This window comes from Mesobacillus jeotgali (assembly GCF_002874535.1).
In the GTDB taxonomy this organism is placed as follows: domain Bacteria; phylum Bacillota; class Bacilli; order Bacillales; family Cytobacillaceae; genus Mesobacillus; species Mesobacillus jeotgali.
Window position 1 is genome coordinate 3509251 of record NZ_CP025025.1, and the last position, 19780, is coordinate 3529030.

The following is a 19780-nucleotide window of genomic DNA, read 5'->3' on the forward strand; positions in this document are numbered from 1 at the left end:
ATTAAGGTTTGATAGATTGATATATAAGGGAGAGAATTAGTTATGCAACCACAGCTTCAGCCTAGTTCTTCACCAGCAGTCAATGGCGCAGACTGGAGAGTCTGGTGGCAGCTTACAAGGCCGCACACTTTGACTGCCGCATTTGCCCCTGTCCTTTTAGGGACTGCTTTAGCGATCGAATACAGCGGTGGAATTCATTGGGGAATGTTCCTCGCAATGTTAATAGCAAGCCTGCTAATCCAGGCAGCAACGAATATGTTCAATGAGTACTATGATTTTAAACGCGGTCTTGATAATGAGAATTCCGTTGGGATCGGCGGAGCGATCGTCCGTCATGGCATAAAGCCTAAAACGGTGTTGAATCTTGCCTTTGCCCTTTATGGAATCTCAGTCCTTCTTGGGGTATATATTTGCATGAGTACCAGCTGGTGGGTCGCTGCTGTCGGCGTCGTTTCCCTCGCAGCAGGATATCTTTATACAGGCGGTCCATTGCCGATTGCCTACACTCCTTTTGGTGAGCTTGTCGCAGGCTTTTTCATGGGTGTACTGATCATCCTTATTTCTTTCTACATCCAGACTGGCACTGTCACTCCAACTAGTGTACTTGTTTCGTTCCCTAGCTTCTTGCTAGTCGGAGCGATCTTGCTTGCGAATAATATTCGCGACCTTGATGGAGACAAGGAATTTGGCCGGAAGACATTGGCGATTTTGCTAGGACGAAAAGGCGCCATCAAACTGCTGGCGGGTATGTTCATCGTATCCTACTCATGGGTAATCGGCTTAATCATTGCTGGAGTCGTTTCACCATGGCTTGCGATTGTTGCCCTCAGCATTCCGAAGGCTGTAAAAGCAACGAAAGGCTTCATCGGTAAATCCAATCCGTTGCAAATGATGCCGGCTATGGCTAACACAGCAAAGACCAACACCATTTTCGGCTTGCTTCTATCAGTAGGGATTTTCATCAGTTTAATATAGTCACATTCGAGAAGCTTCTGCCTTTGGCGGAAGCTTTTTCTATGTTTCTTAAAATCACGAGCGGGTATTTAGTACGTATGATACGAATCAAAACTAAGGATGTGTAATGATGCTGAAAAATGAACAGCTTAACCAACTGAAGCAAACACTTATAAATGAAAAAGAAACGCTTAATTCACAAATAGATAACAATGAAGAGAATGGCTATCTGGAAGGCAGCCAGCGGGAAGCGACAGGAGAACTTTCTTCCTACGATAACCATCCTGCGGACAGCGGGACAGAGCTGTTTGAGCGCAGCAAAAATCTGGCGATGGACGAGCATTTTGATACACAAGTTGAAAAAGTCGATCAGGCCTTGGAGGCAATTGAGAATGGCACATACGGAAAATGTGCGGAGTGCGGTAAAGAAATTCCTTTTGAGCGACTTGAAGCAGTACCTTATACTTTATATTGCGTCGAGCACTCCGCCGAACAAACTCTTTCAAATGACCGTCCAGCTGAAGAAGATGTCCTTGAATATACCCATGAAGCCGATTTCAATCGCAGGCAAAACGAGGAAATGGCCGATAACCGGAACAGCTTTAATGATGTAGCTGAATTCGGTACATCTGAAACACCATCTGACCTTACAGGTGATCATGAAGATTATAACAAGCTCTATATTGATAATGAAAAAGAAAGAGGGTTCACAGAAGACTTTGAATCCTTTAGCGCTACTGACATTGAAGGTGATGACCGGCAAGTACTCCAGAGTGATACCGAGGAGGATTACGAGGACATGCTTGACGAAGCAGGCATCGAATCCGAGCTAGGAGATATCCCTTATAAAGAGAGAGACAGTTATATTGATGATGATAAGAAAAAGAAATAAGGAATAGACAACAGCCTCAGTTAACTGTTTAACTGAGGCTATTTTTTGAGAGGAATTTATAGAACAAACAAATGTATTGGTATCATAAATCACAAAATAAGGAAGATGAGTTCAAAATGTTATATTATGTAAAATATAACTACTAATAAAGCTAATAGGAGACGATATTAGCAACGATTAGTGCTCAAAAATTTTCCATATTATACGGTAAAACAAAAACGATTGGAGTTGTTACTCTCCAATCCCTGTATTCAATATTTACTCGGCAGCTTCAGCATCTGCTTTTGTTTCGTGGACAGTTCCAAATGGATGCTCAGGTGGTGCGTAAATAACATATACCTTAAGCTTTGTATCGCCTATATTGGTTACGTTATGCCACTTTCCTTCAGGTATCATGATCGCAAAGTCATCAGATACTCTGGACTCAAAATCCAGATTATCTTTAGTGTCCCCCATCTGTACGAGTGCTTCTCCTTCTTCCACTCGGATGAATTGATCCCCGGTTTCATGGACTTCCAGACCAATATCTTCGCCGACATCGATGCTCATCACTGTCACCTGAAGCTTGTTACCTGTCCAAATCGCTGTACGGAATGTCTCGTTCTGCAAGGTAGCGTCTTCAATATTTATGATAAAAGGCTGCTTTCCATTATCCATTAATGGCCTGTGCCCTTCTTGCCTTAAACAGCCGAATCTTGTAGCATGCTCGATCTCATCTGCAAATGCCCGAAAAAAGACATTGCCTAATGGAAGATACTGAGTCAGCAAATAACTGTTACGATATTCGTGATAATCTTCAACTTCTGCTTCATATGCCTTTTGCAAGCCTTCCTGATAAGATTCGAATTCCACTTGTTCAATTTGGTACTGCGGCGTTTGTCCCGTAAGTGTGACAAACAGGTCCGTAAATTGTTTTAAGTGAACTTGCTTATCCTCTAACGCCTTCATTATCGCTTTCTTATGTCTCTGGTTTGGCGCAGATTCCGCCAGGCTGCTATAAAAATCAACTGCTGAAGCTTCCCCTTTTATTCCAGCAAGCAGCGCTTCAAGTACTTGCTGATGGCTATTTTGGCTGGATCTTGGGCTATATACTGAAGAATTAACATAATATGGATAGGAATAGGATGGAACGTTATACAATTAGCTCATTCCCTTCACAGGTTTTATCAACCTATCCTATGCCCAGTACCCAGGAAACGTACATTGTTCGATTTTTGGACAAGAATATTCCTGCAGCAGAATCTCAAACTAAGATTACCTTATTAGAAATGGAGATAAACGATGAGTATCATTTTAGCTTTACTGGCCGCGCTATTTGCTTCCTTTACCGCCATTCTTGCGAAAATTGGAATTAAGGATGTCGATTCAAACCTGGCAACTGCCGTCAGGACGATCGTTGTTGTGATTATGGCCTACCTGATGGTTGTGATCACTGGGCAAACGGGGCACATAATGGAAGTATCTTTGAAGTCATTCATCTTTCTTGTCCTTTCCGGATTGACGACCGGTCTTTCCTGGCTTGCCTTTTTTAAAGCGATCCAAATTGGCGATGTATCAAAAGTTGTCCCTATTGATAAGGCCAGTGTCGTATTGACGATTCTGTTATCTTTCATAGTATTAAGGGAGCCTGCAACCATGCCTGTTGTCGCTGGTGGTGTCATTATATCTATTGGTACCTTTGTGCTGATCGGAAAAGACAAAAAGAAGAAAAAGCAGAAGAAGAAGGTGTTCAACACCAAATCATATATTTTTCTGGCCATCATGTCCGCAGTCTTCGCTGCCCTGACCAATATCCTCGCAAAAATCGGAATTGAAGATGTTGATTCAAATGTGGCTACATTTATCAGAACAGTCGTAATCATTATTTTTGCCTGGGGAATTGTGTTTTTCCAGGGAACTGTGAAGGAGCTTAAGAAAATCTCAAGGAAATCTTACGTATTCCTAATCCTATCAGGTGCCGCAACAGGATTCTCATGGTTATGTTATTTCGCCGCACTGGCAATCGGAAAGGTAAGCATCGTCAACCCAATTGATAAATTCAGCGTCGTCTTGACGATGATCCTGAGCTTTATCATTTTAAAAGAAAAACCAACAAAATCTACCGTCGCAGGTGCCTTACTGATCACGATTGGAACTGGGTTACTGATATTATAGAGGCAATGTAAAGTAATGCTGCTTCTATAGTTCCCTTTGCGTCTCACTTACCCCATTCGGGCTTATAGAATTTTTCTATGTGACCTTTTGGCGTTCAACGGCCTCATTCGGGCTTATAGAATTTTTTTATGTGACCTTTTGGCGCTCCTACGATCTCATTCGGGCTTATAGAATTGTTCTATGTGACCTTTTGGCGCTCCTACGATCTCATTCGGGCTTATAGAATTGTTCTATGTGACCTTTTGGCGCTCCTACGATCTCATTCGGGCTTATAGAATTGTTCTATGTGACCTTTTGGCGCTCCTACGATCTCATTCGGGCTTATAGAATTGTTCTATGTGACCTTTTGGCGCTCCTACGATCTCATTCGGGCTTATAGAATTGTTCTATGTGACCTTTTGGCGCTCCTACGATCTCATTCGGGCTTATAGAATTGTTCTATGTGACCTTTTGGCGCTCCTACGATCTCATTCGGGCTTATAGAATTGTTCTATGTGACCTTTTGGCGCTCAACGGCCTCATTTGGGCTTATAGAATTTTTCTATGTGACCTTTCGACGCACCTACGACCTCATACGGGCTTATAGAATTGTTCTATGTGACCTTTTAGCGTTCCTACGACCTCATTTGGGCCTATAGAATTTTTCTATGTGACCTTTTGACACTCAACGAACTCATTTGGGCTTATAGAATTCTCTGGCAGCTTTCAATCCAATGAAAATAGCAAAAAGGCCAAATCGTCACCGATTGGCCTGGAGCTTCTTAAACTTTTAAAGCAGATTGTACCTTCCAGATCTGATCCGCATATTCCATGATGGTCCTGTCACTGGAGAAATAACCTGACTTCGCGATATTAACCAGGCTCTTTTGCAGCCATGTATTTCGATCCAAGTAACTTAGGCTGACCTCCTGGTGTGCCTCTGCATAGGAAGCAAAATCCCTCAATACGAAGTACTGGTCGTTATGGCCAAGCAAGGTATCATAGATTTCATTAAAGTGGTTTTCCGTATCTGGGAAAAAGCCATTGATCAACTGGTCGACCACTCCCCGAATCCGTTCATCATGGTGATAATATTCGAGTGAGTGGTAGCCGCCATTATTTTGATAATCCAGCACTTCCTCTGCCGTCAGCCCGAACAGGAAGATATTATCCCTGCCGACCAAATCGGTGATCTCGACATTTGCACCATCAAGCGTGCCTAGTGTCAAAGCCCCGTTCATCATGAATTTCATATTCCCTGTGCCAGAGGCTTCTTTGCTGGCAGTTGAGATTTGTTCGCTGATATCCGCAGCCGGAAAAATCTCTTCGGCAAGCGACACTCGGTAGTTTTCAAGGAAAACAACCTTCAGCTTGCCATTCGTTTCGGGGTCATTGTTCACCTTATCAGCAACAGAGTTAATCAGCTTAATGACCTTTTTGGCAAAATAATAACCTGGAGATGCCTTTGCCCCAAAAATAAATGTGCGCGGATATAGCAATGCTTCAGGATCTTTTTTCAAAGCATTATAGAGATGCATGATGTGCAGCACATTCAGCAGCTGCCGCTTATAGGCATGTAACCTTTTTACCTGGACATCAAAAATCGATTCCGTATCAACCTGAATACCCGTTTTATCCAAAATCCGCTTTGCCAGACGTTCCTTGTTGGCCTGCTTAATTCTGTGCAACTTTTCAAGGAAAACAGAGTCATCCTTATACCGCATTAACTCCTCCAACTTTTGAGGAGAAGAAACCCAGTCACTCCCAATGGCCTCGGTAATCAATCCGGACAGCCCCGGATTCGCCTTCAGCAGCCAGCGGCGGTGGGTAATCCCATTTGTCTTGTTGTTAAAACGTTCAGGATAAAACTGATAAAACTGGTTCATCTCTCGGTTTTTCAGAATCTCTGTGTGAAGCTGTGCAACACCATTGACGCTGTGGCTCCCGACAATGGCAAGCGGCGCCATACGCACTTCGTCATGGGCGATGATCGCCATGCTCTCAACCCTGCCCCAGTCGCCAGGATACTGCTCCCAAACCTTCTTGCAGAAACGCTCATTAATTTCCTCGACAATCATGAAAATGCGTGGCAGCAAAGGCTTAAAGATTCTGACTGGCCACCTCTCCAAGGCCTCCGCCAGTGTCGTATGGTTCGTATAGGAAAGCGTCTGCACGGTGATGTCCCAGGCATCGTCCCACCCAAGGCCTTCCTCATCCATCAATATTCTCATCAGTTCTGGAACGGCAATCGCAGGGTGCGTGTCATTAATATGGATGCTCACATAATCATGAAACTCTAGCAAACTCTTATTCTTCTTTTTAAAAGAATTCACAATCGCCTTCAAACTGGACGTGACCAGGAAATATTGCTGCTTGAGACGAAGGATTTTCCCTTCATCATGCGTGTCATCCGGATAAAGAAATTCAGAAACCGATTCTGTATCCTTCTTGTATTTAAAAATATCTGCATTTGCCGGGAACCTGGATGGCTCGGCATTCCACAGTCTCAACGTGTTGACTGTCTGAGTCTCGTAGCCGATGACAGGCAGGTCGTAAGGTACAGCCATGATTGTCTCGGCGTTCAGGTGCCTGAAAACAAGCCGCCCATTCTCCATCCTGCTTTCGATTTCACCCCAGAACGGGACCTCGACCGCATCATCCGCCTTGCGCACCTCCCAAACATGGCCATGTCTCAGCCATTGCTCAGGAAGCTCCACCTGATAGCCATCGACGATTTTTTGCTCGAATAGACCGTGTTTATAGCGGATGCCACATCCGTGTCCAGGCAGATCAAGGGAAGCGAGGGAATCTAGGAAGCATGCTGCAAGGCGGCCGAGACCGCCATTGCCAAGCCCGGCATCCGCTTCGATCTCCTCCAGCTGGTCCAGCTCGATGCCCAGCTCCCTGAGCCCCTCACAGACCACTTTTTCGACGCCTAAATTAATCAGGTTATGCCTCAGCAGCCGGCCCAGCAGGAACTCGATCGACAAGTAATAAACCTGCTTTTTCGCGCCGGCACGATATAATTCATTTGTTTTAATCCAATCAGAACTCACATGCTCCCTGATCATATGCCCGAGAGTCTGGAACTGCTCTCGGCTCGTGCTTTCTTCAAAGCTGGTTCCAAACATCATCTCGAGTTTTTTCAAGAAAGCATTTTTGAACTTGGGAACACTAGAAAACATGCGATTCACTCCTTGAGATGAGATCGGAATACAATTCCTTATATTGTCTGGCAGACTGAGCCCAGCTATAGTCTGTCTGCATAGCATTTTTCGCCAGTTTAAGCCATTTTTCGCGCTCATGGTAAAAAGACAGCGCCCGTTCAAGTGTAAACAGCATGTCATGGGCGTTAAAGTTTGCAAAGGAAAATCCATTGCCTTCACCGGTAAATTCATTGTAAGGCTGTACTGTATCGTTCAGGCCGCCTGTTTCTCTTACAACGGGAATTGATCCATAGCGCATCGCGATCATCTGGCTAAGCCCGCATGGCTCGAACTTGGATGGCATCAGGAACAAATCGGAGCCTGCGTAGACTTGATGGGCCAAATTCTCATCAAAGCCAATGTATACGCCACACTGTTCAGGGTAATGCGCGGCCATTTCCCTGAAAAATTGTTCAAACTCAGGGTCGCCTGTTCCCAGCACGACAAGCTGCATTCCCGTCGCCATGATTTCATGGAAAACTCCCCTGACCAAATCGAGACCCTTCTGCTTCGTCAGCCTCGTAATCATTGCTGCAACAGGGATATTCTCGTTTTCTGGCAAGCCGAAATCCCGCTGTACCTGAAGCTTGTTTTCGACTCTTCTTTCAAGTGAGTCCACTCCGAAATTGGCAGCCAATCCAGGATACTTTTCAGGATCATATAAATCGTGATCAATCCCATTCAGGATTCCCGATAGATCTTCGCTTCTTTTACGCAGGATGCCATCCAGCTTTTCACCATAAAATTCTGTCTGGATTTCCTCCTTGTAAGTAGGACTGACCGTAGTGATATGGTCTGCAGCAATCAAAGCTGCTTTCATAAAATTGGCGTTCCCGAAAAACTCCAGCTGCTCTTCATTGAAATAACGATTGTCAATTTGAAGTAGGTCACCAAGTACTTCTGGAGGGAATATTCCCTGGAACTGCAGATTATGAATCGTGAACACGGACCTGATCAATCCGTATCCGGGCCGCTTATAATACTCCGTCCTTAGTAAAAATGGAATCATGCCTGTATGCCAGTCATGGCAATGAATGACATCAGGGTAGAATTCAGTTTCTGCGATCAATTCAAGGACAGCCCTGTTAAAAAACGCGAACCGTTCCCCATCATCATAATGTCCGTAAAGGCTATCTCGTTTAAAATAATACTCATTGTCTACAAAATAGAAAGTAACGCCTTCATGCTCAAGAGTTTCAATGCCACAATATTGCGAGCGCCAGCCTAACTGCACATTATACTCTTTCACTTTCTTCATTTCAGAACGGAATTTATCAGGAATCAATCCATACTTCGGTAAAATAACCCTGACATCCGCTCCGAGCTTTTTCAATTCCTTCGGAAGCGATCCCGCTACATCCGCCAGTCCGCCTGACTTGATAAACGGGACGCATTCCGATACGGCAAATAACACCTTCACGAGCTGCTCCCCACTCCCTGGACCGAACCTTTGCGGATAACAGTCGGTGAGTCTGCTGGCGCTGTAATCACTGTTCCTGCTTCTATTCTTGCATCCTTATCGACAATCACTGAATCCAATAGACAATTCTCCTTGATTTGTGTCTTCTGCATGATGATGCAGTTGCGGATGACGGTACCTTTGCCGATTTTTACCCCGCGGGCAATGATGCTGTTTTCGACAGTACCCTCAATCATTCCGCCATTGGCAACCATCGAGTTTCTTACGGATGCATCAACATCATATCGGGTAGGCGGCTCATCCTTCACCTTAGTCAGAATCGGCCTATCCTTCGGGAACAGCTCCTTCCAGACTTCGGGCTTCATTAGGTCCATGCTGGTCCTGAAATAGTTTCCAATTGTATCAACCATAGAGGCATACCCTTCAAAGTTGTAATAGCAGAGATGGAACTGGCTATCCAGGTCGGTGGCGACATCCCTCATATTCGAGTAGCCAGTTTCACTGCGAGTCGTGATTAAATCCATCAACAACGTCTTTTTAACAAGATAAATGCCCAGTGATTTTCCTTCCTTCTGTACCTCTGTGATATCGCAGCCTGATTTGATATGCCAATCTAGCAGCGGCTGGAAATCCATATTGAATACCGTATAGGAATTAGCAATCAGCGCATACTCCTGGGTACTCCGTTCAAAAAAGTCAATGTTGTCAGCAAAGTGGTCGAGCGTGCCGATTCCCGTATAATGTTTATCAAGGTTAGGCGCAGGGAAGAAAAATAGTCCATCCCTTTTTCGATTAAGATCCCAGTTCCTGCCTGACCCTAAATGATCCATCAGCGACCTGTATTGGAATTTAGGAAAAATCGCCACGCTCTGGATACCAGAGTTGACCATGTTTGATAGGATAAAATCGATCAGTCTGTATCTTCCGCCAAAAGGGATCGCTGCCACCGACCGGTGAATGGACAGTTCATGCAAATCATCGTGAACCGTTGTCGCATCTATTACTCCTAATAATTGTTTGTTCATTTCTTTTTCCTCCCGAATCGGTTCAATTGGATTGCAATTCTCCGATTGTTTCTTCAGATACTAGTGTAATGTCATTCGCGCTCTCGCCCGGCTTTATAATTGTTCCATCCGGCACATAGACTCCTGGGGATACAATCGCCTTTTCAATCACACAATTGTGTCCAATAACAGCATCCGGCATAATAACAGTTTCCTTTACAACAGCTCCCTTTTTCACGGTCACTCCCTGGAATACAACCGTTCTGGAAACCTCCCCTTCGATCTTGCAGCCTTCATTGACCAGCGACTCTGATACTTCTCCTTCTGGGCAAATATATTGCGGCGGCTGATTCGGATTGACAGAGTAGATTCGCCACGAATGATCAAACAGGTTCAATTCACAATCTTTATCCAATAAATCCATATTCGCTTCCCAAAGACTTTGTACTGTCCCAACATCTTTCCAATAGCCTTTAAAAGGATAGGCAAATAAGTTCATATTTTCTTGTATTAGCAGAGGAATGATATCCTTCCCAAAATCGTGGCTGGAATCAGAATTCTGATCATCTCTTATCAGATATTCCCTTAAAACGCTCCATTTAAAAATATAAATTCCCATCGAAGCGAGATTATTTTTCGCTACGTCTGGTTTTTCTTCAAATTCAGTGATTCTTAGGTCAGCATCTGTATTCATGATGCCAAAGCGATTTGTCTCTTCCCAGGGAACTTCAATGACTGAGATCGTCACATCGGCTCTTTTTTCGATATGGTAATTGAGCATCAACTCATAATTCATTTTATAAATATGGTCACCCGAGAGAATCAACACGTACTCAGGGTTATACTGATCAAGATAGTTCAAATTCTGAAAAATCGCGCTGGCCGTACCGGAATACCATTTCACTTCAGAACTCTCAGCATAAGGCGGCAGCACAGTCACCCCACCATCCTTCCTGTCGAGGTCCCAGGCGCTGCCGATGCCAATATAAGAATTGAGCAGGAGCGGCTGGTACTGCGTCAATACGCCCACAGTATGGATTCCTGAGTTCGTGCAGTTGCTTAACGGGAAATCGATAATTCGATATTTGCCGCCAAAAGGGACAGCTGGTTTAGCGAGATTCTTCGTCAGTGAGTGCAGCCGGCTTCCTTTTCCTCCTGCCAACAGCATTGCTACGCATTTCTTCTTTTGCATGATTGTTTCTCCCCTTTCTTTTTATAACAGGACGTAGAACTGAGATTCCGAATGGAGAAATACTCATCTCTATAGAATATGGCCTTCCATGGAAGGCTATTTCTTCAGCTTTCAAAACTTTTTTGTTTATTACGCCTGAACCTCCAAAGACTGTAGCATCGCTGTTCAAGATTTCCCGATATTCGCCAGGCTTCGGTACACCGATTCGATAATCGCTATATACTTTCTCTGTAAAATTGCAAACAATGACCAGAAGTTCTTCAGGATTCTTCCCTTTCCTGATAAAAGAAAAAATTGACTGGTCCCGGTTATCAGCATCGATCCATTCAAAACCTTCATAGCTTTGATCGACCTCATACAATGGCTTAGACCGCTTATACAATTTGATTAGTTCCCTATTATAATGATTCATCTTTTCATGCATTTCATAATCGAGGAGCATCCAGTCCAACTGTTCCTTGTCCTTCCATTCCGAAAACTGCCCAAATTCAGTCCCCATGAACGTCAGCTTCTTTCCTGGATGTGCTGTCATGAACCCTAGCAAACCCCTTAGCTGTGCGAACTTTTGCCAGTAATCGCCCGGCATCTTATCAAGTAGCGACTTCTTCCCGTGGACGACTTCATCATGTGAGAAAGGCAGGACAAAATTCTCTGAAAAAGCATACAGGAGCGAAAAGGTAACTTTATCATGTATATGCTTCCTTTTATGGGATTCTTCCTCCATATACTTCAAGGTGTCATTCATCCATCCCATATTCCACTTGTATGTAAAACCAAGACCTCCATACTCCACAGGAGCAGTCACCTGCGGCCAGTCAGTCGAATCCTCGGCAATCATCAGCGCTCCCGGCTCAAAATCTTTGACCGCTTTGTTCAGCTTCTTTAAAAATCCCACTCCATACTGGTTCGCAGCCTGGATTGAATTCGGCCAGTAGATGATATTGGCCACTGCATCAACCCTGAAGCCATCGATATGATATTTTTCGAGCCAGAAAAGCGCACTTGAAATCAGGAAGCTCTGTACTTCCGTTTTTCCCAAGTCAAAATTGGCGGTCCCCCAAACTTGGTTCTCTCGATCATTCTCCCGCTGATATTCAAACACATAGCTGCCATCAAATTTATACAGCCCATGCGCATCTTTACAAAAATGCCCGGGAATCCAATCAAGGATGACCCCGATGCCGTTTTGATGGCACATATCAACGAAATACATGAAATCATGAGGAGTTCCATATCGACTCGTAACTGAAAAATAACCTGTGGATTGATAGCCCCAGGAGATGTCGAGCGGATGCTCAGTTAGAGGCAATAATTCAATATGTGTGTATCCATGCGCAACAATATATGGAATCAATTCATCAACAAGCTCACGGTATGTAAGGAACGAACCATTATCATGCTTTTTCCAGGATCCCACATGAAGTTCATAGATGAACATTGGCTCGCCAAGTGTGCTCCTCTTTTCACGCTTTTGCAGCCATTTCTGGTCATTCCATTTATAGCCGTCCATTGGGTAGACAATCGAAGCCGTATTTGGCCTTAATTCCGAGAAAAAAGCATAGGGATCAGATTTGAGCAATCGCTCTCCTGTTGCTGTTACAATCTCATATTTATAAATGGCGCCTGTCAAATCACCCTCATGAGCGAGCTGCCAGACCCCCTCCTGATTAACTTTATGAAACTCATAGCCATTTCCATCCCAATTATTAAAATTACCTGTTAGCCTTACCTGAGTCGCATTTGGAGCCCACACACAAAATCGAGTATATGTTTCAGTTCCATTTTTAATGACATGTGCTCCAAATAAATTGTAGCTTTGGAACAGATTCCCTTCATGGAATAAATGCAATTCAAACTCTGTAGGATTAATCACCAAGATCCTTCCACCTGCCTTCTGCAAAACTTATGAAAACGCCCCTTTTCAGTAGTATTCTAGTTACCAGAAAAAAATCCTTGTAAACATTTTCTTAATTTTTCGACAATAGTAGTTATAAAATCGGCACATTCGACAAATCCAACTAAATGGTAGCGCTTTAATGTACTAAATCTTCCAATTACGCGAAATTTGGAGAACGAAAGTTGAAATTGAATAATATTTTTTTTGTAGGTTGAGTTGATTTTATTGGGATTGATAGAGATATTAAGTTGAAAAACATTTTTGGTTGATAGCGTTTTCATCTTGTCGAGAAAGTGATGGAAAGTGATTCGAGGTAAGGGATACTAGGATTGGGCTTGCTACTAATGTGGATCCAGCAATTCTTTATAGCCAGCTATTAGAAGAAGCCCCTATCGCTGCCTTATGTGACCCGTTCTTCTCTTTCTTCTCTTAACCAGGTACATATCTGGTCTTTATGTGACCGCTTTTTCCCTTGCTTCCCTAAACAAGGTACAAATCTCTTAGTGACCTTTTGAACATCTCATTTTCTTAGTGCAAGCTGCTTAAGTCGCTTGTCAGAAGCATTATTCGTAGTTAATACCTGGTGAATCTGTGGATTCCAAAATTTTAAGAAACAGAACAAAAAGCGCAAGCGGCTCGTTCAGCCCCGACAAGCGCTGGAGGGCCGACCGTTGAAGTCGTTCTTTGACTACATTGGGCGGACCGAAGCGACTCGAGGGGCTAGGCGCTGGAGCTGGATTACGATAACCCCTATAGTTATCCACAACGAAATTATTTTATAATTTCCTAAGCAATAAAAAAAAGCCGTTAGCATAATTGCTAACAGCTTTCCTTATGACCCCTACGGGATTCGAACCCGTGTTACCGCCGTGAAAGGGCGGTGTCTTAACCGCTTGACCAAGGGGCCTTATGGCGGAGAAGGAGGGATTTGAACCCTCGCGCCGGTTACCCGACCTACACCCTTAGCAGGGGCGCCTCTTCAGCCTCTTGAGTACTTCCCCATAAAAATGGCTCCGCAGGTAGGATTCGAACCTACGACCGCTCGGTTAACAGCCGAGTGCTCTACCACTGAGCTACTGCGGAATAATATAAAAAATGGGCCTAAGTGGACTCGAACCACCGACCTCACGCTTATCAGGCGTGCGCTCTAACCAGCTGAGCTATAGGCCCTTATGGAGCGGGTGAAGAGAATCGAACTCTCATCATCAGCTTGGAAGGCTGAGGTTTTACCACTAAACTACACCCGCAAAAAATGGGGCGACTGATGGGAATCGAACCCACGAATGCCTGAACCACAATCAGGTGCGTTAACCACTTCGCCACAATCGCCATATCTATAATGTAATATTAATTGAAATTAAATAAGGTGGCTCAGGACGGAATCGAACCGCCGACACAAGGATTTTCAGTCCTTTGCTCTACCGACTGAGCTACTGAGCCACTATTGTATTGACCCCTAAAGTTTAATCGCTTTAGGTCCTTTGCTCGAATGACCTTCGGTCTTTCTCGCAAGTTGCCGCAGAAGCTTACTCGGAGATGTGAGCAACTTGCTCTACCGACTGAGCTACTGGGAAAACATAAAATGGCGGTCCCGACCGGGATCGAACCGGCGATCTCCTGCGTGACAGGCAGGCATGTTAACCGCTACACCACGGGACCAGATTGCGGGGGCAGGATTTGAACCTGCGACCTTCGGGTTATGAGCCCGACGAGCTACCGGACTGCTCCACCCCGCGACGATAATATTTAATTAAAAATGGAGGAGGTAGAGGGATTCGAACCCCCGCGCGGTGTTACCCGCCTGTCGGTTTTCAAGACCGATCCCTTCAGCCAGACTTGGGTATACCTCCGTGTTAAAATAAGCAATGGTGGACCTTGTAGGACTCGAACCTACGACCGGACGGTTATGAGCCGTCTGCTCTAACCAGCTGAGCTAAAGGTCCATGTTTAGCTGGATTGATCTAGGTTGTGGAATATCCTAGTGGGTCTGTCCCCATCTCAGAAAGTCTATTCAAGTAGCAGCTCGATGGGTACAACTCGAAGCAAGTTCATTGATGGCTTGCTCGTTGCTCTAACCAGCTGAGCTAAAGGTCCAGGATATCCTAGATTGAATAGGTTCAACCAGATTGAATTTGGTAGCGGCGGAGGGGATCGAACCCCCGACCTTACGGGTATGAACCGTACGCTCTAGCCAGCTGAGCTACACCGCCAAATTATTATTTTAAGTGAATATGGTGGAGCCTAGCGGGATCGAACCGCTGACCTCCTGCGTGCAAGGCAGGCGCTCTCCCAGCTGAGCTAAGGCCCCATATTAAATAAGTAGCATGGTCGGGAAGACAGGATTCGAACCTGCGACCCCTTGGTCCCAAACCAAGTGCTCTACCAAGCTGAGCTACTCCCCGATAAAGAGAAAATATAATGGCGCGCCCGAAAGGAGTCGAACCCATAACCTTCTGATCCGTAGTCAGACGCTCTATCCAATTGAGCTACGGGCGCAAATGTAATTATTTATTAGCTAACTTGGTGGTGCCGAGGACCGGAATCGAACCGGTACGGTAGTCACCTACCGCAGGATTTTAAGTCCTGTGCGTCTGCCAGTTCCGCCACCCCGGCTTAAGAACTATGGAGCGGAAGACGGGATTCGAACCCGCGACCCCAACCTTGGCAAGGTTGTATTCTACCACTGAACTACTTCCGCAAACTTTATGTTTTTTTAAAAATGGTGCGGGTGAAGGGAGTCGAACCCCCACGCCTTGCGGCGCCAGATCCTAAGTCTGGTGCGTCTGCCAATTCCGCCACACCCGCATATTTGATTGAATGTCATTTTTACTTTCGTAAAAAAACATTGGTGAGCCATGAAGGACTCGAACCTTCGACCCTCTGATTAAAAGTCAGATGCTCTACCGACTGAGCTAATGGCTCGTACAAAAGGTGCCGGCAAGAGGACTTGAACCCCCAACCTACTGATTACAAGTCAGTTGCTCTACCAATTGAGCTACACCGGCATGGTAAAATGTAGATTATTTCACTGTGCGAAAAAAATCATGGTGGAGGATGACGGGATCGAACCGCCGACCCTCTGCTTGTAAGGCAGATGCTCTCCCAGCTGAGCTAATCCTCCATTTGAAACTGCCCGGCGACGTCCTACTCTCACAGGGGGAAACCCCCAACTACCATCGGCGCTGAGAAGCTTAACTTCCGTGTTCGGTATGGGAACGGGTGTGACCTTCTCGCCATCGTCACCAGACATTTTTTTAAAGACAATATCTATTATACTGGCTTTAAGTTATTTTGCAAGAGAAATTTTAAAAGTTTTTAACTTGATAAAAACCTTTATTCCCTCAAAACTAGATAATGTTTGTAAGAAGAAAAAGAAGAACGAGTAATCTATTTGGTTAAGTCCTCGAACGATTAGTATCAGTCAGCTCCACACGTCACCGCGCTTCCACCTCTGACCTATCAACCTGATCATCTTTCAGGGTTCTTACTAGCTTGCGCTATGGGAAATCTCATCTTGAGGGGGGCTTCATGCTTAGATGCTTTCAGCACTTATCCCGTCCGCACATAGCTACCCAGCGATGCCTTTGGCAAGACAACTGGTACACCAGCGGTGCGTCCATCCCGGTCCTCTCGTACTAAGGACAGCTCCTCTCAAATTTCCTGCGCCCACGACGGATAGGGACCGAACTGTCTCACGACGTTCTGAACCCAGCTCGCGTACCGCTTTAATGGGCGAACAGCCCAACCCTTGGGACCGACTACAGCCCCAGGATGCGATGAGCCGACATCGAGGTGCCAAACCTCCCCGTCGATGTGGACTCTTGGGGGAGATAAGCCTGTTATCCCCGGGGTAGCTTTTATCCGTTGAGCGATGGCCCTTCCATGCGGAACCACCGGATCACTAAGCCCGACTTTCGTCCCTGCTCGACTTGTAGGTCTCGCAGTCAAGCTCCCTTGTGCCTTTACACTCTGCGAATGATTTCCAACCATTCTGAGGGAACCTTTGGGCGCCTCCGTTACTCTTTAGGAGGCGACCGCCCCAGTCAAACTGCCCACCTGACACTGTCTCCCGCCCCGATCAGGGGCGTGGGTTAGAATTTCAATACAGCCAGGGTAGTATCCCACCGACGCCTCCACCGAAGCTGGCGCTCCGGTTTCTCAGGCTCCTACCTATCCTGTACAAGCTGTACCAAAATTCAATATCAGGCTACAGTAAAGCTCCACGGGGTCTTTCCGTCCTGTCGCGGGTAACCTGCATCTTCACAGGTACTATAATTTCACCGAGTCTCTCGTTGAGACAGTGCCCAGATCGTTACGCCTTTCGTGCGGGTCGGAACTTACCCGACAAGGAATTTCGCTACCTTAGGACCGTTATAGTTACGGCCGCCGTTTACTGGGGCTTCGATTCAGAGCTTCGCGTGAGCTAACCCCTCCTCTTAACCTTCCAGCACCGGGCAGGCGTCAGCCCCTATACTTCGCCTTGCGGCTTCGCAGAGACCTGTGTTTTTGCTAAACAGTCGCCTGGGCCTATTCACTGCGGCTCATCTAGGCTATTCACCCAAATGAGCACCCCTTCTCCCGAAGTTACGGGGTCATTTTGCCGAGTTCCTTAACGAGAGTTCTCTCGCTCACCTTAGGATTCTCTCCTCGCCTACCTGTGTCGGTTTGCGGTACGGGCACCTTTTATCTCGCTAGAGGCTTTTCTTGGCAGTGTGGAATCAGGAACTTCGGTACTATATTTCCCTCGCTGTCACAGCTCAGCCTTCACGCAAGCGGGATTTGCCTCACTTGCAGCCTAACTGCTTAGACGCGCATATCCGACAGCGCGCTTACCCTATCCTACTGCGTCCCCCCATTGCTCAAACGATAAAGAGGTGGTACAGGAATATCAACCTGTTGTCCATCGCCTACGCCTTTCGGCCTCGGCTTAGGTCCCGACTAACCCTGAGAGGACGAGCCTTCCTCAGGAAACCTTAGGCATTCGGTGGATGGGATTCTCACCCATCTTTCGCTACTCATACCGGCATTCTCACTTCTAAGCGCTCCACCAGTCCTTACGGTCTGACTTCAACGCCCTTAGAACGCTCTCCTACCACTGACATCTAAGATGTCAATCCACAGCTTCGGTGATACGTTTAGCCCCGGTACATTTTCGGCGCAGAGTCACTCGACCAGTGAGCTATTACGCACTCTTTAAATGGTGGCTGCTTCTAAGCCAACATCCTGGTTGTCTAAGCAACTCCACATCCTTTTCCACTTAACGTATACTTTGGGACCTTAGCTGGTGGTCTGGGCTGTTTCCCTTTTGACTACGGATCTTATCACTCGCAGTCTGACTCCCACGGATAAGTCTTTGGCATTCGGAGTTTGTCTGAATTCGGTAACCCGATGAGGGCCCCTAGTCCAAACAGTGCTCTACCTCCAAGACTCTTACAACGTGAGGCTAGCCCTAAAGCTATTTCGGAGAGAACCAGCTATCTCCAAGTTCGATTGGAATTTCTCCGCTACCCACACCTCATCCCCGCACTTTTCAACGTGCGTGGGTTCGGGCCTCCAGTTGGTGTTACCCAACCTTCACCCTGGACATGGGTAGATCACCTGGTTTCGGGTCTACGACCACATACTCATTCGCCCTATTCAGACTCGCTTTCGCTGCGGCTCCGTCTTCTCAACTTAACCTTGCATGTAATCGTAACTCGCCGGTTCATTCTACAAAAGGCACGCCATCACCCATGAACGGGCTCTGACTACTTGTAGGCACACGGTTTCAGGATCTCTTTCACTCCCCTTCCGGGGTGCTTTTCACCTTTCCCTCACGGTACTGGTTCACTATCGGTCACTAGGGAGTATTTAGCCTTGGGAGATGGTCCTCCCAGCTTCCGACGGGATTTCTCGTGTCCCGCCGTACTCAGGATCCACTCAGGAGGGAACGAAGTTTCAACTACAGGGTTTTTACCTTCTCTGACGGGCCTTTCCAGACCACTTCATCTACCCCGTTCCTTTGTAACTCCATGTTGAGTGTCCTACAACCCCAAGAGGCAAGCCTCTTGGTTTGGGCTATGTCCCGTTTCGCTCGCCGCTACTCAGGGAATCGCGTTTGCTTTCTCTTCCTCCGGGTACTTAGATGTTTCAGTTCCCCGGGTCTGCCTTCAATGCCCTATGTATTCAGGCAAAGATACTGTTCCATTACGAACAGTGGGTTTCCCCATTCGGAAATCTCCGGATCAAAGCTTACTTACAGCTCCCCGAAGCATATCGGTGTTAGTCCCGTCCTTCATCGGCTCCTAGTGCCAAGGCATCCACCGTGCGCCCTTTCTAACTTAACCTAAAAGGTTATTTCTCTAATTGAATAGAGAAAAACTAAAATGGCGATCACTCGGTTTTTTCTTGGTTCTTCTTACTTACGATTATCTAGTTTTCAAGGAACAAAAAAGCTTTGAGGCAATTGCTCCCTCAAAACTAAACAAACAAGCGTACAACAGTACGAATCGAAAGATTCGCATTCCGATTGCCTTTACGGCAATATCCTTAGAAAGGAGGTGATCCAGCCGCACCTTCCGATACGGCTACCTTGTTACGACTTCACCCCAATCATCTGTCCCACCTTAGGCGGCTGGCTCCAAAAGGTTACCCCACCGACTTCGGGTGTTACAAACTCTCGTGGTGTGACGGGCGGTGTGTACAAGGCCCGGGAACGTATTCACCGCGGCATGCTGATCCGCGATTACTAGCGATTCCGGCTTCATGCAGGCGAGTTGCAGCCTGCAATCCGAACTGAGAATGGATTTATGGGATTGGCTCGACCTCGCGGCTTCGCGACCCTTTGTTCCATCCATTGTAGCACGTGTGTAGCCCAGGTCATAAGGGGCATGATGATTTGACGTCATCCCCACCTTCCTCCGGTTTGTCACCGGCAGTCACCTTAGAGTGCCCAACTGAATGCTGGCAACTAAGATCAAGGGTTGCGCTCGTTGCGGGACTTAACCCAACATCTCACGACACGAGCTGACGACAACCATGCACCACCTGTCACTCTGTCCCCCGAAGGGGAACGCCCTATCTCTAGGGTTGTCAGAGGATGT

General features: G+C 46.2%; 9 protein-coding genes, 21 tRNA genes and 3 rRNA genes (1 of these 33 cut by a window edge). 3 read left to right on the forward strand and 30 right to left on the reverse strand.

Annotated elements, in window-relative coordinates; all coding sequences use genetic code 11:
• Positions 1-42 precede the first annotated feature (42 nt).
• Both CD004_RS17790 and CD004_RS17795 read left to right on the forward strand, forming a co-directional pair.
• Positions 43-975 (forward strand): 1,4-dihydroxy-2-naphthoate polyprenyltransferase, encoded by a 933-nt coding sequence (locus CD004_RS17790; RefSeq protein ID WP_102263984.1) that lies wholly within the window; start codon positions 43-45, stop codon positions 973-975.
• A 106-nt stretch (positions 976-1081) separates the two neighbouring features.
• A complete protein-coding gene (locus tag CD004_RS17795; protein WP_233434883.1) occupies positions 1082-1846 on the forward strand; it encodes a TraR/DksA C4-type zinc finger protein in 765 nt (254 codons plus the stop codon).
• A 258-nt stretch (positions 1847-2104) separates the two neighbouring features.
• Here CD004_RS17795 and CD004_RS17800 read toward each other — a convergent pair whose 3' ends face one another.
• A complete protein-coding gene (locus tag CD004_RS17800; protein WP_102263986.1) occupies positions 2105-2986 on the reverse strand; it encodes a cupin domain-containing protein in 882 nt (293 codons plus the stop codon).
• 141 nt (positions 2987-3127) lie between these two features.
• Between CD004_RS17800 and CD004_RS17805 the strand changes: the two genes are divergently transcribed.
• A complete protein-coding gene (locus CD004_RS17805; RefSeq protein WP_102263987.1) occupies positions 3128-4000 on the forward strand; it encodes an EamA family transporter in 873 nt (290 codons plus the stop codon).
• Positions 4001-4761: 761 nt separating this feature from the next.
• On the opposite strand, the gene CD004_RS17810 is transcribed toward CD004_RS17805, so the two are convergent.
• The 29 genes from CD004_RS17810 to CD004_RS17950 form a co-directional block, all read right to left on the reverse strand.
• Positions 4762-7164, reverse strand: coding sequence for a glycogen/starch/alpha-glucan phosphorylase (locus tag CD004_RS17810; RefSeq protein ID WP_102263988.1), 2403 nt, complete (start codon positions 7162-7164; stop codon positions 4762-4764).
• Complete coding sequence (gene glgA, locus CD004_RS17815) at positions 7154-8605, reverse strand: glycogen synthase GlgA (RefSeq protein ID WP_102263989.1); 1452 nt, start codon at positions 8603-8605, stop codon at positions 7154-7156. The genes CD004_RS17810 and glgA overlap by 11 nt, the downstream gene beginning before the upstream one ends.
• Entirely contained in the window at positions 8602-9630 is a 1029-nt protein-coding gene (locus CD004_RS17820; protein WP_102263990.1) for a GlgC family sugar phosphate nucleotidyltransferase, read from the reverse strand. Before CD004_RS17820 ends, glgA begins: the two co-directional genes overlap by 4 nt.
• 22 nt (positions 9631-9652) lie before the next feature.
• On the reverse strand, positions 9653-10801 hold the full coding sequence (locus tag CD004_RS17825; RefSeq protein ID WP_102263991.1) for a glucose-1-phosphate adenylyltransferase: 1149 nt from the start codon (positions 10799-10801) through the stop codon (positions 9653-9655).
• The gene (gene glgB / locus CD004_RS17830) at positions 10719-12677 is read right to left on the reverse strand and encodes a 1,4-alpha-glucan branching protein GlgB (RefSeq protein WP_102263992.1); all 1959 of its coding nucleotides are present in this window, start codon (positions 12675-12677) and stop codon (positions 10719-10721) included. The genes CD004_RS17825 and glgB overlap by 83 nt, the downstream gene beginning before the upstream one ends.
• 856 nt (positions 12678-13533) lie before the next feature.
• Positions 13534-13605, reverse strand: a tRNA-Glu gene (locus CD004_RS17835).
• A 3-nt stretch (positions 13606-13608) separates the two neighbouring features.
• Positions 13609-13699, reverse strand: a tRNA-Ser gene (locus CD004_RS17840).
• A 7-nt stretch (positions 13700-13706) separates the two neighbouring features.
• Positions 13707-13781: transfer RNA gene (locus tag CD004_RS17845), tRNA-Asn, on the reverse strand.
• Positions 13782-13794: 13 nt separating this feature from the next.
• Positions 13795-13868, reverse strand: a tRNA-Ile gene (locus tag CD004_RS17850).
• A gap of 3 nt (positions 13869-13871) precedes the next feature.
• Positions 13872-13945: transfer RNA gene (locus CD004_RS17855), tRNA-Gly, on the reverse strand.
• Between the two features lie 6 nt (positions 13946-13951).
• Positions 13952-14027, reverse strand: a tRNA-His gene (locus tag CD004_RS17860).
• 38 nt (positions 14028-14065) lie between these two features.
• A tRNA-Phe gene (locus CD004_RS17865) sits at positions 14066-14138 on the reverse strand.
• Between the two features lie 143 nt (positions 14139-14281).
• A tRNA-Asp gene (locus CD004_RS17870) sits at positions 14282-14357 on the reverse strand.
• Positions 14358-14360: 3 nt separating this feature from the next.
• A tRNA-Met gene (locus tag CD004_RS17875) sits at positions 14361-14434 on the reverse strand.
• Positions 14435-14455: 21 nt separating this feature from the next.
• Positions 14456-14548 (reverse strand) — tRNA-Ser (locus CD004_RS17880).
• Between the two features lie 16 nt (positions 14549-14564).
• A tRNA-Ile gene (locus tag CD004_RS17885) sits at positions 14565-14641 on the reverse strand.
• Positions 14642-14831: 190 nt separating this feature from the next.
• A tRNA-Met gene (locus CD004_RS17890) sits at positions 14832-14908 on the reverse strand.
• Between the two features lie 22 nt (positions 14909-14930).
• Positions 14931-15006 (reverse strand) — tRNA-Ala (locus tag CD004_RS17895).
• 17 nt (positions 15007-15023) lie between these two features.
• Positions 15024-15100 (reverse strand) — tRNA-Pro (locus CD004_RS17900).
• Between the two features lie 17 nt (positions 15101-15117).
• A tRNA-Arg gene (locus tag CD004_RS17905) sits at positions 15118-15194 on the reverse strand.
• 28 nt (positions 15195-15222) lie between these two features.
• A tRNA-Leu gene (locus tag CD004_RS17910) sits at positions 15223-15311 on the reverse strand.
• Between the two features lie 10 nt (positions 15312-15321).
• Positions 15322-15396 (reverse strand) — tRNA-Gly (locus CD004_RS17915).
• A 22-nt stretch (positions 15397-15418) separates the two neighbouring features.
• Positions 15419-15503: transfer RNA gene (locus tag CD004_RS17920), tRNA-Leu, on the reverse strand.
• 41 nt (positions 15504-15544) lie between these two features.
• Positions 15545-15620: transfer RNA gene (locus tag CD004_RS17925), tRNA-Lys, on the reverse strand.
• A gap of 10 nt (positions 15621-15630) precedes the next feature.
• Positions 15631-15703, reverse strand: a tRNA-Thr gene (locus tag CD004_RS17930).
• A 40-nt stretch (positions 15704-15743) separates the two neighbouring features.
• Positions 15744-15819 (reverse strand) — tRNA-Val (locus CD004_RS17935).
• A 10-nt stretch (positions 15820-15829) separates the two neighbouring features.
• Positions 15830-15945 (reverse strand): 5S ribosomal RNA (rrf, locus tag CD004_RS17940).
• A 144-nt stretch (positions 15946-16089) separates the two neighbouring features.
• Positions 16090-19024 (reverse strand): 23S ribosomal RNA (locus tag CD004_RS17945).
• Between the two features lie 206 nt (positions 19025-19230).
• Positions 19231-19780, reverse strand: a 16S ribosomal RNA gene (locus CD004_RS17950); it runs 925 nt beyond the window's last position.
• The 16S, 23S and 5S rRNA genes sit together here with 21 tRNA genes alongside, the layout of an rRNA operon.

Bases quoted from the DNA above. Each gene is read 5' to 3' on its own strand.
- CD004_RS17795 (WP_233434883.1), top strand. From the start codon at position 1,082: ATGATGCTGAAAAATGAACAGCTTAACCAACTGAAGCAAACACTTATA.
- CD004_RS17805 (WP_102263987.1), top strand. From the start codon at position 3,128: ATGAGTATCATTTTAGCTTTACTGGCCGCGCTATTTGCTTCCTTTACC.
- CD004_RS17825 (WP_102263991.1), bottom strand. From the start codon at position 10,801: ATGCAAAAGAAGAAATGCGTAGCAATGCTGTTGGCAGGAGGAAAAGGA.
- CD004_RS17790 (WP_102263984.1), top strand. From the start codon at position 43: ATGCAACCACAGCTTCAGCCTAGTTCTTCACCAGCAGTCAATGGCGCA.
- CD004_RS17810 (WP_102263988.1), bottom strand. From the start codon at position 7,164: ATGTTTTCTAGTGTTCCCAAGTTCAAAAATGCTTTCTTGAAAAAACTC.
- CD004_RS17820 (WP_102263990.1), bottom strand. From the start codon at position 9,630: ATGAACAAACAATTATTAGGAGTAATAGATGCGACAACGGTTCACGAT.